Genomic DNA, 14,367 nt, shown 5'->3' on the forward strand with positions numbered 1-14,367 from the left:
GACGGGCCTTGGAACACCGGGTCGAACACTCACCAGAACCCCCATCGACGCGCGCCGATCGACACTAGACACGCAATGTATACACCATAGGTATACTCGTGGTGTCGCGGGATTGGTGAATCGTCGTCGTGCGATGCCCCCGCACGGGAGACGCCCCGGCGACCCCGCGGTTGCCCGCACGGCGGAGAGCCGCCACCCGCTCGTGCGGGTAGCGGCTCTCCTGGGGGTGTGAACCTTGGGGGCGCGAGGTCGGGGTGTCAGCCGCCGAGGTTGACGGTCTCGGCGGTGGGCGAGGCGGCGTAGAGGTCGTCGATGTGGTGGGCGTACTTCTCCGCGATGGGCTTGCGGCGCAGCTTGAGCGTGGGGGTCAGCTCGTCGCCGCCGGGCTCCCAGAACGCGGGGAGGATGCGGAACCGCTTGACCTGCTCGATGCGCGCCAGCTTGGCGTTGCCCCGGCGCACCGCGTCGGACACCAGCTCGCGCACCGCGGTGTGCTCGGCGACCGCGGCGGGCGACCCGTCGGGCAGCCCGTTCTGCTTGGCCAGCGCGGCGGCGGCGTCCTGGTCGAGGACGATGAGCGCGGAGATGTAGGGCCGGTCGTCCCCGATCGCCACCACCTGGCCGATGGTGGAGCTGGCCGCCTTGATCGCGTTCTCGATGTTGGTGGGGGACATGTTCTTGCCGGAGGAGCTGATGATCAGCTCCTTCTTGCGGTCGACGATGGAGATGAACCCCTGCTCGTCGCGCACCCCGATGTCACCGGTGTGCACCCACCCGTCGGCGTCGACGGTCTCGGCGGTGCGCACCGGGTCGTTGCGGTAGCCGCGCATCACCGACGCGCCGCGGATGAGCAGCTCGCCGTCCTCGGCCAGCTCCACCTCGGCGCCGTGCACGGGCCGCCCGACGCTGCCCAGCTTCTCGTGCCCGACGCGGGTGGAGGTGCCCAGCCCGCCGGTCTCGGACATGCCCCAGATCTCGTAGACGGTGATCCCGATGCCCGCGAAGAACTCCAGCGTCTCCACCGGGATCGCCGCGGCCCCGGACGCGGTCAGCTTCGCCTCGTCCAACCCCAGCCGCTCCCGCAGCTTCGACAGCACGAGCTTGTCCGCCACCCGGTGCTGGAACGCCAGCGCCGCGCCCACCGACCCGCCCGCCCGCTCCGCCGCGGCCTTGCGCGCCCCCACGCCCAGCGCCCACCCCGCGATCTTCCGCTTGGCACCGCTGGGTTCGGCGGCCAACCCGGTCTCGATGGCCAGCTTGAACTTCTGCCACACCCGCGGCACCGCGAAGAAGATCTGCGGCCGGGTGTCGGGCAGCGCGGTGGCGACGTCCTTGATGTCGGCCACGGTGGTCACGATGGTGCCGAAGACGATCGTGGCGTAGTGCGACACCACCCGGTCGGCGATGTGCGCGGACGGCAGGAACGAGAACCCCCGGTCCCCCGGCCCGAAGTCGTAGGCGTCGCGCACCGCCTCGGTCACCGCCAGCACGTTCGCGTGCGTCAGCTCCACCCCCTTGGGCGGCCCGGTGGTGCCCGAGGTGTAGATGATCGTCGCCAGGTCCTCCGGCCGCACGGCCCGCCACGCGCCCTCGAAGTCGAAGTCCTCGGCCCCCGAGCCCTCCAGCTCCGCCAACGAGGTCGTCCCCTCCACCCCCTCCTCGACGCACACCAGCTCCAGCTGGTCCCCCGACTCCCGCAGCACCGGGACGAACCGCGATTCGGTCACCACCACCCGGTTCCCGGCGTTGGAGAACACGTACTCCAACTGCTCGGCCGGACTGGTGTTGTAGACCGAGAACGGCGCCGCCCCCAGGTGCAGCACCGCGGCGTCGACCAGGTGGAACTCCGGCCGGTTGGTCAACATCAACCCCACCGTGTCCCCCCGCCGCACCCCCCGCGCGGCCAACCCCGCCGCGATCCGCCGCACCCGCCGGTCGAACTCCCGCCACGTGATCGACACCGCGTCCCCCGGCGTCCGCACGGCGACCCGGTAGGCGTTGCGCTCCGCGGTGGCCTGGAAGGCGGCGCAGAGGGTGTTCGGAGTGCTCATGCGCGGGACCTCCACGTCCTCGGGCGGGCAGTTGTGTCGCAGGACACAGGGGCTTGATCGTAGGAACACCCGCGCCCGGTGTCCACAGGCCGTTTTGCCCGGTTCTGAAGCACGGCCGCGACGCGACCCGGAGGGCTCGACGGACTGCGGGATCTCCAGGGCCAACTCGACGTGGTGATCCCGTTCGGGCGGGGCCCTGCGGCGATCATGAGCTGGGCGAGCGGGAAAAGCTGGGGCCGCGGCCAAGAAGGAAAACCGGGAGGACACCGGTGTCTGGCGCCATGAGCCAGCTGGCCGAGTTGTCCACAGCCCTCTCGCGGTGGTCGAGTTTCGTCGCTCCCTGCCGGTAACGTTGAAAACAGGGGTCCCCTTGCCCGGGCTACCCCCGCGCCAGCATGAGCCACAGTGGCCCGAGAAGGCGACCACCCACCCAAGCCGAACCCGGACAACGAGCACCGCCCGGTTGGGTGGATCCGCTTGGCTGGGGAAGGCGATCATGTGCTACCCCAACGGGACGGGCGGGCGTCTTTTCAGCCCGCCTTTTCCCCGCCCGCAGCACATGATCGCCGTAGGGGCTCCAGCCAAGCGGATCCACCCAACCGGGCCACCGACCCAACCCCCCGCTCTTCAAGAGCCCCGCGCAGCGGAGAACCGGCGCAGCCGGCAAGAGCCAGCGCAGCGGAAGAAAGGCTAGCCAGCGCCCAAGCAGATGAAGGGGCGGCGGTAGGGGTCCTGGGCGATGGTGGCGGCCAAAGCCCGAGCGGGGGTGGCGCCATCGGCCAAGGCCTGGTGGTACTCGGCCATGGCGTTGGCGGCGGCCGCGTCACCCACGCGGCTGGTGGCGGCCACCACGGTGCGCACCCCGCCCGCCAGCAGGGCGCCCGCGTACCCCAGGGCCTCGTCCCCTGGGCGCACGTAGTTCAGCGCCAGCTCGCAGGCGGCGAGCACGACCTGCCTCGGGGGTTGGCGCAGGCGGGTGACCTCGTAGGCGAAGAGGGGGCCGTCGGCCAGTTCCAGGCGGGAGAACAGGGCGTTGGTGGGTTCGTGCTCACCGTGGGCGGCGAGGTGGGCCAGCGCGGCGCCGTCGAGGGAGTCGAGGACGGCGCTGACGGTGGCCGAGCGCTCGTCCATCAGCACCGCGCCGGGGTAGACCGCGAGCAACCGCTCGTCCTCCGCGACCTGGCCGGTCAGGTGCGGGCCCCTGGCCAGCAGGGTGGAGCCGCCTGAAGAGGCCGGGGACTCCTCGGCGGTGAGCCAGGCCGTCGCGGAGGGGGCGACGACGACCGACCGTCCGCGCAGGGAGGGCAGGCTGCCCCACGGGACCGCGTAGAGGGGGCCGGTGGGCACGACGACGACCTCGCGGTCACCGATGCTGGGCAGCAGGGGGCGCAGGAGCTGGTCGTCGAGCTTGGCGGCGGAGCGGGCGGCGGAGGCCTTGACGACGTCGACGACCGGTGGGGGCAGCGTGTCGGGGGCCAGCACGTCGAGGTCGGCGTGCAGGCGGGCGGCCTGCTCGGCGGCCTCGGCGAAGTCCCCGAGGCGCAGCAGGTCGGTGTGGTCGGTGGTGGCGACGACGGCGAGCAGCTCGCCGTCGGTGGTGGCGAAGGAGACCAGGGCCCGGCGGCCCAGCGCGCCGGTGACGCGGGCGAGGGTGGCGACCGGGCGGGGGCTGCCGACGGCCACGGCCGACCAGCCGCTCTGGTAGACCTCGCGCTCCAGCAGCGCGCTCTGCTTCTCCAGGCGGTCCACCGGCCTGCCCGCGAGCCGGGCCGACTGCACGGCGCGCTTGGTGTAGCGCAGCTCGGCCGCCTTGGCGGCGACCTGCGGGGGGAGGCTGACCGGCAGCGGTTCGTAGCGGTAGACCTGCGCGCGGGTGCGCTCCAGCCAGTCGAAGAGCACCCGGGCGTCGGGGCGGCGGCGGTCGAGGACGTGGCGCACGGCCAGCTCCCCGAGCTCCTGGCCGTGCACGGCGGTGCCGCACACCAGCTCCATGCCGCCCATCCGGTCGCGGACCTCGCCCAGCTCCTGCAGGCCCGCCCTGGCCTCGTCGAGGGCGCGGCGCGGGACCCCGGTCTCGATGGCCAGCTCCGCCCGGCACAGCCGCAGCAGCATCCGGTGGTCGACGGGGGTGGTCGAGCGGGGCCGGGGCACCTCGCGCAGCAGGGCGCGGGCGGCGTCGACCTCGCCGCGGCGCAGCAGCATGCGGGTGGCCAGCAGCAGGGCCAGGGCGCGCTCGTCGGACAGGCCCAGCTCGCCCAGCTCGGCGGCCAGCCGCTGCGCCCTGGCGACCAGGGTGGCGGGCGGGGTGCGCCGGGTGTCGACCACCGACCAGGCCTGGGCGCGGACCGCGGCCAGTTCCGCGATGGCCGCCCAGCGCCGGTTGCCGCGCTTGGTGAACCCGTCGCGGGCGGCCCTGGCGCGCTTCTGCGCCGCGTCCGGGTCGCCGCCGAGCAGGGCCGCGGCGGCGCGGGCGACCTGGGCCTCGGCCAGGTCCTGCCCGCCGCGCTGCTTGCGCAGCACCGGCAGCGCCTCGTCGAGGTTGCGGGCGGCCTCGTCGGCCAGGCCCGCGGCGAGCATCGCGCGGGCCTGGTCCAGGCGCACCACCGGCAGCAGGCTCGGGGCCAGGTCGGCGCAGATGCGGGCGGACTCCTCGTAGCGGCGCAGCGCGGTGGGCATGTCGCCGGAGAGGTAAGCCAGGTAGCCCTGGTTGTGCCGGGCCTTCATGGCGATGATCGGGTCGAGGTCGTGCTCGGCGACCAGCCGCGCGCACCGCTCGGCCTCGGCGTCGGCGGCGGTGGTGGCGCCCAGGCCGATGTGCGCGAGGCTGCGGTTGAGGTGCAGGATCGCCAGCACGCTGGGCTGCCCGACGCCCGCGGCGAGGTCGCGCTCCAGCTCGTCGGCGATCTCGTCTAGGGTGCCCAGGCCCTCCTCGGTGCGCCCCACCCGGATGAGCTGGAAACCCCGCTGCTCGCGGGAGAGCAGGTGCAACTCCTTGCGCAGCACCGGGTCGGCCAGGTCGTCGAGCAGCCGGTCGGCGGCGTCGAGCCGGGCCAGGCCGCGGTCGACCTCGCCCACCTCGGTGTCGGCGTAGGAGGCGGTGACCAGCACCCGGATGCGCACGGCGAGCAGGTCCTGGTCGGCGGGGGCGCGGGCGATGAGCTCCAGCGCCTGCTCGGCCAGCGACCGGGCGGTGGCGAACTGGTAGGCGTAGACCGCCTTGCGCTCGCGCTCCCACAGGGCGGTGGCGCGGGACAGGGCGGTCCGCCCGCGCGCCCGCACCGCCCCAGGTCGACCCGCCATGGGGTGACAGTACCCACCGGCGCACGCGCGTTGTCCCGGGCGTTGCGCGCCTCAGCCGTCCGGTCGGGCGCGCTGGACCGGACGGCTGAGGCGCGAACCGGTCAGTCCGTGATCCAGCCCAGGCCGCGCAGGTCGCCGTCGGTGGCCTCCAGCGCGGTGCGGGCGCGGGCCACCCGGTCGGCGTCGGAGGTGGCGTCCTCGGACTCGACCAGCCTGCGCGCGAGCATGCCCGCCACCACCGGGGTGGCGAAGGAGGTGCCCGCCCACACCGCGAACCCGGTGGTGAGGTCGTCCGGGTCGGGCGAGGTGCGCGCCATCCGGGGGTTGCCGTCGCCGGGGGTGGACAGCCCGCAGCCCTCGGGGCCCTGCCACAGCGGCACGGTGGAGACCACGGCGTTGCCCGGGGCCCAGCGGGTGACCCAGTCGCCCTCGTTGGAGAAGGCGGCGACGGTGCGGCCGGAGGCGTTGAGCGCGCCGACGGCGACCAGCAGCGGGTTGGTGGTGTTGGAGCCGTCGGGGTTGAGCGCCAGGGCGGCGGGGACGAACGGGCGGGTGGTGGCGTCGTTGCCCGCGGCGGCGACCACGACCACGCCCATGTCGGTCAGCTTGCGCACGGCCTCGGCCAGCAGCAGCCCGGTCTGGTGGTCGGTGTGCTCGGGGTAGAAGCCCAGCGACACCGACACCACGTCCACCAGGTCCGCGGTGACGCCGTTGTCCAGGGCGTTGCGCACCCGCTGGCGCAGCCACTCCAGGGCCAGCAGCACCGAGGCGTCGGTGGTGATGCCGTCGGTGTGCAGCACGCGCAGGGACAGCACGCGCGAGTCGGGGCAGTTCTGGAACACCAGGCCGCTGACGAAGGTGCCGTGCCCGGAGTGCGAGTCGGTGACCCCCAGCAGCGGCTGGAGCACGTCGCGCTGCTCGGTCGGGGACACCAGGGTGGGCATGACCCCGCCGGTGGCGTCGGTCAGCGTGGACTCCAGGTCGGCCAGCAGCAGCTGGAACTCCGGCGACACCTCGACCACCGGGTCCTCGGCCACCGGGCCGACCCGCAGCCACGGGTGCTCGCCGATGCCGGTGTCGAGCACCGCCACCACCGGGCGGCGCCCGGAGGGCAGGGTGGTCGGGTCGGCGGTGCGGTGCGGCTCGGGCAGGAACACCCGCACCGGGTTGCGCGCGCCGGTGGCCATGGCGACCCCGCCGCCGCCGACGCCGGAGCCGAACGGCACGCCCGACCCGAACGGCACACCGGACCCGAACGGCACACCGGAGCCGAAGGGCACGCCCGAGCCGAACGGGGCGCCCTCCATCTCCACCGCGGCGGCGTGGGTCAGGTGCTCCAGGCCGATGCCGTCCAGCAGCTCGTCGTCGAACTTGCGGCGCAGGCGCACCAGCACCCGCCAGGGGTCGGGGGTCGCGTCGGCGAGGGAGTCCTCCAGGCAGCGCAGCAGCACCGGCACCGCGTAGCCGGGGTCGAACGCGGCGACGGCGGCCTGCCAGCGCTCGGTGGCGGGCAACCGCACGACCAGCTCGGCGCCCAGCGGGGCCAGGGCGGCGTTGAACTCCGCGATCCGCTCGGGGTCGGTGGCCAGGCGCAGCGGCACCAGCAGGGTGTCGGCCCGGTAGGCGGTGGAGTCGGGCCTGCGGTGGTCGCGGCCCGGCAGTGCGGTGGCGGGGTTGAGGAACCGCGCGCGGTGGCGCAGGAGCACCGAGGAGGACGGGCCCGCCACCTCGGACACGCCGAGCGCGTCCGCGCCGTCGGCGTCGGTGGTCTGCTGGTCGCCGCTTGGGCTCATGCTCGCCATGGATAGCCACCCCGGTGCAGGTTGCAGGTTGTCGGTCACGGCCGGTGCGCGGTCACGCACCCGTCCGCTCACGGGTAGTAGAGCAGGACGGCCGCCATCAGATACGTCGATGGAGCAACTGCGTGCGTAACGGGTGAACGCCGACCTGTTTCACGACTGGATCCGCCACAAAATGTGATCAGCCCCGTCACTCACCCACCCGATCAGCCCATGCCGGTGTGACGTGGGCCGATCCGCCGTGGGGACGACCGGCGGTGCGGTAGACGTCGTCACTCAGGTGAGCGACGCCGTTCGGGCTGACCCGCGCGGGTGCCGGAGGACTTTTTCCCGGTCGCCGGGGCACGCGCTCGCCGGAACCAGTTCCGGCCCGCCTCGCGCTCCCCTCGCGGCCCGCTGGTCATCCGGTCGCGGGCACCCGGCGGGCACGCAGGGTGACCGGTGGTGCGGGGCGCGGCCGGGGATAGGGTCGCGTGGTCCCGGCCCAGAGCAGAGCAGGAGAACCCGTGCGCGCCATCCAGATCACCGAGTTCGGCGGCCCCGAGGTGCTGGTGCCCACCGAGCTGCCCGACCCCGTGCCGGGCGAGGGGGAGGTGCTGCTGGAGGTGTCGCGGGCGGGCATCAACTACGCCGACACGCACAACGCCGAGAACAGCTACCTGGCCCCCGCCTCGCTCCCGCTGGTGCCCGGCAACGAGGTCGTCGGCACCACCCCGGACGGCAGGCGGCTGGTGTCGATGCTCAACGCGGGCGGGTACGCCGAGCGGGCCGCGGCGCCGCTGGCGATGAGCTTCGAGGTGCCCGACGGCGTCGACGACCTCACCGCGCTGGGCCTGGTGGTGCAGGGGACGACGGCGTGGCTGCTGCTGCGCACCGCCGCGCACCTCGAACCCGGCGAGTCGGTGCTCGTGCACGCGGCCGCGGGCGGGGTCGGCACGCTGGCGGTGCAGCTGGCCAAGGCCATGGGCGCGGGTCGGGTCATCGCCTCGGCGAGCACCCAGGACAAGCGCGACCTCGCCCTGTCGCTGGGCGCGGACGCGGCCATCGACCCGGCCGAGGAGGACCTGGTCGGGGCCATCCGGGCGGCCAACGGCGGCAAGCGGGTCGACGTGGTGCTGGAGATGACCGGCGGGCGGGTCACCGACCAGAGCATCGCCGCGCTGGCCCCGCTGGGGCGCCTGGCGTTCTTCGGCATGGCCAGCCGGGAGCAGCCCAAGCCGGTGAAGCTGCCGTCGCTGCTGTCGCACTCGACGACGGTCAGCGGGCTGTGGCTGCCGCACGCCTTCGGCAAGCCGGGACTGATGCAGCGGGCGGTCGACGAGCTGATGGCCGCCGCGCTGGAGGGCAGCCTGAAGGTGGTCGGCGGCGGGGAGTACGCGCTGGCCGACGCCCGCACCGCGCACGAGGACCTGCGGGCGCGCCGGACCGTGGGCAAGCTGCTGCTGGACCCGACCCGCTGACCCGCGGCCCGTGCGCGGGCGCCCGCCCGGGGCGTCCTCGCGGCGGGCCGGAGAGCACGGCCTAGCTGGTCGCGGAGATCATCCCGCTGCCGAGGACGACGTCGCCGCCGGGGTCCGGGCGGTAGAGCACCACCGCCTGCCCCGGGGCCACGCCGGTCAGCCGCGCCGACGGGCGCACCACGAGCGCGCCCCCGGCGAACGAGGCGCGCGCGGCGGACGTGCCGCCGTGCGCGCGCACCTGGGCCACGCACTCCACCTCGCCCGCCAGCGCCTGCCCGGAGGGCCACACCGGCCGGTGGGCGACGATCTCGCGCACGGCCAGCCGCTCGGCCGGACCCACCCGCACGGTGGCGGTCACCGGCTCCAGCGACAGCACGTAGCGCGGCTTGCCGTCCGGGGCCGGGGCGTCGATGCCCAGGCCGTGCCGCTGGCCGACGGTGAACCCGTGCACCCCGGCGTGCACGCCGAGCACCGCGCCGGTCGCGTCGTCGACGAGCTGACCGGGGCGGTCACCGAGCTTGCCGCGCAGGAACCCGCGGGTGTCGCCGTCGGGGATGAAGCAGATGTCGTAGCTGTCCGGCTTCTCCGCGACCGCGAGCCCGCGCGCCTGCGCCTCGGCGCGCACGTCGGACTTCACCGAGCCGCCGAGCGGGAACAGCGCGTGCGCGAGCTGGTCGGGGGTCAGCGAGGCCAGCACGTAGGACTGGTCCTTGCCCAGGTCGGCGGCGCGGCGCAGCTCCGGGCGCCCGTCGACCACGGCGAGCCGGGCGTAGTGCCCGGTGCAGACCGCGTCGAAGCCCAGCGCCACCGCCTTGTCCAGCAGCGCCTCGAACTTGATCCGCTCGTTGCACTTCAGGCACGGGTTGGGGGTGCGGCCCGCGGCGTACTCGGCGACGAAGTCGTCGACGACGTCCTCGGTGAACCGCTCGGCGAAGTCCCAGACGTAGAACGGGATGCCGAGCAGGTCGGCCACCCGGCGGGCGTCGTGGGCGTCCTCCACCGTGCAGCAGCCCCGGGACCCGGTGCGCAGCGTGCCGGGCTTGGCCGACAGGGCCAGGTGCACGCCGGTGACGTCGTGGCCCGCCTCGACCGCCCGCGCCGCGGCCACGGCCGAGTCGACCCCACCGCTCATCGCCGCCAGGACCCGCACGTCAGACCTCCGCCGCGCGGCGCCTGCGCAGGCCCGCCAGGCCCGCGCTGCGCGCCCGCTCGACCACCGGGCCGATGGCCTCGGCCAGCGCCCGCACGTCGGCGACGGTGGAGGTGTGGCCGAGGGAGAACCGCAGCGAGCCGCGGGCCAGCGCGGGCTCCACGCCCATGGCCAGCAGCACGTGGCTGGGCTGGGCCACGCCCGCGGTGCAGGCCGAGCCGGTGGAGCACTCGATGCCCCGGGCGTCGAGCAGCATGAGCAGGCTGTCGCCCTCGCAGCCGGGGAAGGTCAGGTGCGCGTTGCCCGGCAGCCGCGACGGGCCGTCGTCCACGGCGGACTCGCCGGGGTCGCCGTTGAGCACCGCGTCGGGCACCCGCGCGAGCACGCCCGCGACCAGCTCGTCGCGCAGCGCGGCCAGCCGGGCGGCGCGCTCGGCGCGCTGGGCCACCGCGACCTCGACCGCGACGGCCATGGCGGCGATCGCCGGGACGTCGAGGGTGCCCGAGCGCACGTCGCGCTCCTGCCCGCCGCCGTGCGCGACCGGTGTGCACGCCACGTCGCGGGCCAGCAGCAGCGCGCCGACGCCGTAGGGGCCGCCGACCTTGTGCCCGCTGATGGTGAGCGCGGAGGCGCCGCTGGCGGCGAAGTCCACCGGCACGGCGCCCACGGCCTGCACGGCGTCGGTGTGGAACGGGATGCCGTGCGCGGCGCAGGTGCCCGCCAGCTCGCGCACCGGGTTGACCGTGCCAACCTCGTTGTTCGCCCACATCACGCTGACCAGGGCCACCTCGTCGGGGGCCTCGGCGATGGCCGCGCGCAGGGTGTCCTCGTGCACGCGGCCGAAGTCGTCGACCTCCAGGAGGGTGACCTCGGCGCCCTCGTGCTCGGCCAGCCACAGCGCGGCGTCGAGCACGGCGTGGTGCTCCACCGCCGACACCAGCACCCTCGTGCGCCGGGGGTCCTGGGCCCGCCGCGCCCAGAAGATGCCCTTGACCGCGAGGTTGTCGCTCTCGGTGCCCCCGGAGGTGAACAGCACCTCCGACGGCCGGGCGCCCAGCGCGCCCGCGATGGACTCCCTGGCCTCCTCGACGGCGCGCCGCGCGCGGCGGCCGGAGGTGTGCAGCGACGAGGCGTTGCCGGGGGTGGTCAACGCCGAGGTCAGGGCGGCCACCGCCTCCGGGAGGATCGGCGTGGTCGCTGCGTGGTCGAGATAGGTCATCGCACTCCCCAGGGTAGACCGCCGCGCGCGGTCGGCGGAACGAGCCACCTCACACGGTGCCCACCGGCGCGGGGTCGCGCACCCCCCGGAACAGCAGCGCCCCGCCCAGGGCGACACAACCCATGGTGAGGCCGAGGACGAGCACCGCGGCGGTGGGGGCGGCGGCCGAGGCCAGCCCGACCAGCAGCACCCCGCCGAAGGCGATCGCGGTCGCGGAGAACACCGTGTCGGACACCTGCAGCGCCGAGGACGCCGCGCCCCGCTCGTCCTCGGCGGCCTGCCCGAGCGCCAGCACGTTGATCGACGGGAACGCCATCCCCATGCCCGCCCCGGCCAGCAGCCAGCTCGGCGCGGCCACCCACGCCGGGGTGCCCGGCAGCGCCACCAGCGCCATCCCGAGCACGCCGAGGGCCACCACGGCGAACCCGGCGCGGATGAGCGCGGAGCGCTGGATCTCCGGGTGCTTGCCCTGGTAGTGCGAGGCCGCGGACCAGCCCAGGGCGCTGACGGTGAGCGGCAGGCCCGCCAGCGCGGGCGAGTAGCCGTGCACGGCGGTGAGGGTGAGCGGGACGAACGCCTCGACGCTGAGGAAGGCCGCGCTGAACAGCCCCCGCGCGAAGACCACCCTGGGCAGGCCGCGCGCGGCACGCAGGGTGCCCTTGGGCAGCAGCACCCGCAGGGCGACGGCGAGCAGCGCCATGCCCACCAGGCCCAGCGGCCACCACGACAGGTGCTGGGCGGCCCAGCTGAGCATGGGCACCCCGGCAGCGGCGGCGGCAGCGGCGGCGGCGAAGCCCTTGCGGGCCGGGGTGGCGCGCTCCGGGCGGGCGGACCCGCGCAGCGCGGGGATCAGCAGCAGCGCGCCGAGCAGGGCCAGCGGGGCGAGGGCGAGGAACACCCACCGCCACCCCAGGTGCTCGGTGACCAGCCCGGCGCCAGCGGGCCCGACGATCGACGGCAGCACCCAGGCGCTCGCCATCGCCCCGAACGCCGCGGGCCGCAGCCGCGGCGGGTAGACCCCCGCGATGAGCACGTAGATGGCGGTGACCTCGCCGCCGGTGCCGATGCCCTGCAGGGCCCGGCCGACCAGCAGCTGCACCATCTCCTGCGCGGTGCCCGCCACCAGCAGCCCGGCGAGGAACACCGCCGGGGCGACGTAGAGCACCCGCCCGGGGCCCACCCGGTCGGCGATCCGCCCGCCGACCACCGTGGCGACCACCGACGCGGACAGGTAGACGGTGAACGGCCACGAGTACAGCTCGGTGCCGCCGAGGTCGGTGAGCATCCGGGGGATGGCGGTGCTGACCCCCATCTGCTCGAAGGCGGCGATGGTGATGAGCAGCAGGATCGCGGCCGTGGTGCGCCGGTAGGGCGCGCTCCACACGGTCGTCGACCGGTCCTCGACGGCGTCGGCGGTGGTCACGCCCCCCATCGTGCAACCTCCACCCGGGTGCAGGTCCACCCCGTTTTCCCGGACGGATGACATTCGGTTGCCAACAAACGGGAACCGCCCCACCGCGGCGGGGCGGTCGGGGCGGTCGGGTGCGGCGGTCGAGGTGCCGCCCCGGGACTCCGTTGTCGGCCGGGACGGCGGTCGGGGATGTTGGTCAAGCCCCCTGGCGCAGCTGCGGCAGGGACGGTCGCCGGGTGGTGGTGCGGCGCTGCTGGGCGGGGATCCGCTTGCGGACCGGGGTCGTGGCGCGGCCCAGGGCGGAGTTGATCGCCGCCTCGGTGAGCGCGGCCAGCTCCCGGCGGGTGCCCGCGCGGCCGGGGGCCAGCTCGTCGAGGACGTGCACCTCCAGCACCAGCCCGCGCAGGCGGGCCACCCGGCGCACCGAGTCCACGATGGTCTCGTCGCCGATGAACGCCGGCGCGGTGGTCTCCCGCCCGTCGGCCATCCGGAAGCGCAGCGCGATCGGCCGCACCGGCACACCGCCGTCGATCGCGGCCTGGAACACCGCGTGCCGGAACCGGCCGCCGCCCTGCCCGCACCAGGTGGTGCCCTCGGGGCAGGCGTAGACGTGGGCGCCCGAGCGCAGCACGTCCGACAGCCGCGCCATGGTGGCGGGCAGCGCGCGCAGGCTCTCCCGGTCCAGGAACACCGTGCCCGCCGCGGCCACCACCCGGCCCAGCACCGGCCAGGCCTTGATGTCGAGCTTGGCCAGCGCCTTCATCGGGCGCACCGCGTTGACCGCGGCGATGTCCAGCCAGGAGATGTGGTTGGTGGCCACCAGCGCGCCGCGGCCGCGGGCCGCCCGCAGCGCCGCCGCGCCGGTGACCTCCAGGCGCACCCCGAAGGCGCGCAGCAGGGAGCGGAAGACGAACCGGGCGAAGCGGTCCGAGCCCACCAGCGGCAGGACCGGCACCGCGAGCACGCACAGCAGCAGCACCGCCACCGCGCCCGCCACGCGCAGCCCGGCGCGCAGGGCGCCCACCGCGGGCTCGTCGCCGGTCAGGCACGCGGGCCCGCACGGCGAGGTCGGCATCCAGGCGTGGCTCACCGCGCGTCCCCGAGGAAGAAGCGCAGGTAGCGCTCGTCGACACCGGCCAGGTCGAGCAGCACGAAGAAGTCCGCGACGCCGAAGTCGACGTCCAGGGCGGGCGGACCGCACACCTTCGCGCCCAGCCGCAGGTACCCGCGCAGCAGCGGCGGCACGACCGGGCGCCCGGTGGGCTCGGGGGCGGGCCACGGGGTGTGCGGGACGACCCGGTGGGCCTCCTCGGCGTAGTGCTTGGCGCGCACGGTCCGCCACACGCCCGCGGCCAGGTCGCCGCCGTCGGCCAGCGGCACCGAGGCGCACCCGGCGAGCCAGGAGTGCCCGGACAGCAGCATGTACCGGGCGATGCCCGCCCACACCAGGCTGACCACGGCGCCGGAGCGGTGGTCCGGGTGCACGCAGGAGCGGCCGGTCTCCACCAGCGCGGGGCGCAGGTCGGCCAGGGCGGACAGGTCGAACTCGGTGTCGGAGTAGAGGCGGTCGGCGCGCCCGGGCGGCAGCATCCGGTAGGTGCCGACGATCTCGCCCGTGGGGTCGTGGCGGACGACGAGGTGGTCGCAGAGCTCGTCGAACCCGTCGACGTCGAGGCCGGGGCGGGACGTGTGCAGGGTCGCGCCCATCTCCTCGGCGAACACCCGGTGCCGCAACCGCTGCGCGGCCTCCACGTCGGCGCCCTCGTGCGCGACGAGCAGCGAGTACTGGGTGGTGTCGGTTCCCGGCGTCGGTGTGCTCAGCAGCACCTGGGTCCGCGTCATGGCTCCAGGGTCTGCCCGGCGAGGCGACCTGCGCGGGAGCGATCTCGTGACCGGTCGGTGGAGGTTGAGTTAACGGTTATCTCACGCGGATCCGGGCATCGGCGCAGGTGGGGCGGGGGTCGCGGGAACCGGGCA

Annotated in this window: 9 protein-coding genes; 1 reads left to right on the top strand and 8 read right to left on the bottom strand. The window is 75.0% G+C overall.

Annotation, left to right across the window (positions count from 1 at the left end):
- Window positions 1-257: 257 nt before the first annotated feature.
- The 3 genes from BJP25_RS21050 to BJP25_RS21060 all read right to left on the bottom strand — a co-directional run bounded on the left by BJP25_RS21050 (window position 258) and on the right by BJP25_RS21060 (window position 7,144).
- The gene (locus tag BJP25_RS21050; RefSeq protein ID WP_075976702.1) at window positions 258-2,051 is read right to left on the bottom strand and encodes an AMP-dependent synthetase/ligase; all 1,794 of its coding nucleotides are present in this window, start codon (window positions 2,049-2,051) and stop codon (window positions 258-260) included.
- Between the two features lie 690 nt (window positions 2,052-2,741).
- Complete coding sequence (locus BJP25_RS21055) at window positions 2,742-5,351, bottom strand: CHAT domain-containing protein (RefSeq protein WP_084794291.1); 2,610 nt, start codon at window positions 5,349-5,351, stop codon at window positions 2,742-2,744.
- 101 nt (window positions 5,352-5,452) lie between these two features.
- Window positions 5,453-7,144 carry a S8 family peptidase gene (locus BJP25_RS21060; RefSeq protein WP_143219228.1) on the bottom strand — a complete coding sequence of 564 codons (1,692 nt, stop codon included), beginning with the start codon at window positions 7,142-7,144 and terminating at the stop codon, window positions 5,453-5,455.
- 512 nt (window positions 7,145-7,656) lie between these two features.
- On the opposite strand from BJP25_RS21060, the gene BJP25_RS21065 reads away from it, so the two are divergent.
- Window positions 7,657-8,610 (top strand): quinone oxidoreductase family protein, encoded by a 954-nt coding sequence (locus BJP25_RS21065; protein ID WP_075976704.1) that lies wholly within the window; start codon window positions 7,657-7,659, stop codon window positions 8,608-8,610.
- 61 nt (window positions 8,611-8,671) lie between these two features.
- On the opposite strand, the gene mnmA is transcribed toward BJP25_RS21065, so the two are convergent.
- From mnmA to BJP25_RS21090, 5 genes are all read right to left on the bottom strand, one after another.
- A complete protein-coding gene (gene mnmA, locus BJP25_RS21070) occupies window positions 8,672-9,760 on the bottom strand; it encodes a tRNA 2-thiouridine(34) synthase MnmA (protein WP_075976705.1) in 1,089 nt (362 codons plus the stop codon).
- A 1-nt stretch (window position 9,761) separates the two neighbouring features.
- Entirely contained in the window at window positions 9,762-10,979 is a 1,218-nt protein-coding gene (locus tag BJP25_RS21075; RefSeq protein WP_075976706.1) for a cysteine desulfurase family protein, read from the bottom strand.
- Between the two features lie 49 nt (window positions 10,980-11,028).
- Complete coding sequence (locus tag BJP25_RS21080) at window positions 11,029-12,465, bottom strand: MFS transporter (protein ID WP_143219229.1); 1,437 nt, start codon at window positions 12,463-12,465, stop codon at window positions 11,029-11,031.
- 121 nt (window positions 12,466-12,586) lie between these two features.
- The gene (locus BJP25_RS21085; RefSeq protein ID WP_075976708.1) at window positions 12,587-13,480 is read right to left on the bottom strand and encodes a lysophospholipid acyltransferase family protein; all 894 of its coding nucleotides are present in this window, start codon (window positions 13,478-13,480) and stop codon (window positions 12,587-12,589) included.
- Entirely contained in the window at window positions 13,477-14,232 is a 756-nt protein-coding gene (locus tag BJP25_RS21090; RefSeq protein ID WP_075976709.1) for a GNAT family N-acetyltransferase, read from the bottom strand. The genes BJP25_RS21085 and BJP25_RS21090 overlap by 4 nt, the downstream gene beginning before the upstream one ends.
- Window positions 14,233-14,367 lie beyond the last annotated feature (135 nt).

This window comes from Actinokineospora bangkokensis (assembly GCF_001940455.1).
GTDB classification, from domain to species: Bacteria; Actinomycetota; Actinomycetes; order Mycobacteriales; family Pseudonocardiaceae; genus Actinokineospora; species Actinokineospora bangkokensis.

Bases quoted from the DNA above. Each gene is read 5' to 3' on its own strand.
- BJP25_RS21050 (WP_075976702.1), bottom strand. From the start codon at position 2,051: ATGAGCACTCCGAACACCCTCTGCGCCGCCTTCCAGGCCACCGCGGAG.
- BJP25_RS21055 (WP_084794291.1), bottom strand. From the start codon at position 5,351: ATGGCGGGTCGACCTGGGGCGGTGCGGGCGCGCGGGCGGACCGCCCTG.
- BJP25_RS21060 (WP_143219228.1), bottom strand. From the start codon at position 7,144: ATGAGCCCAAGCGGCGACCAGCAGACCACCGACGCCGACGGCGCGGAC.
- BJP25_RS21075 (WP_075976706.1), bottom strand. From the start codon at position 10,979: ATGACCTATCTCGACCACGCAGCGACCACGCCGATCCTCCCGGAGGCG.
- BJP25_RS21080 (WP_143219229.1), bottom strand. From the start codon at position 12,465: ATGTCATCCGTCCGGGAAAACGGGGTGGACCTGCACCCGGGTGGAGGT.
- BJP25_RS21090 (WP_075976709.1), bottom strand. From the start codon at position 14,232: ATGACGCGGACCCAGGTGCTGCTGAGCACACCGACGCCGGGAACCGAC.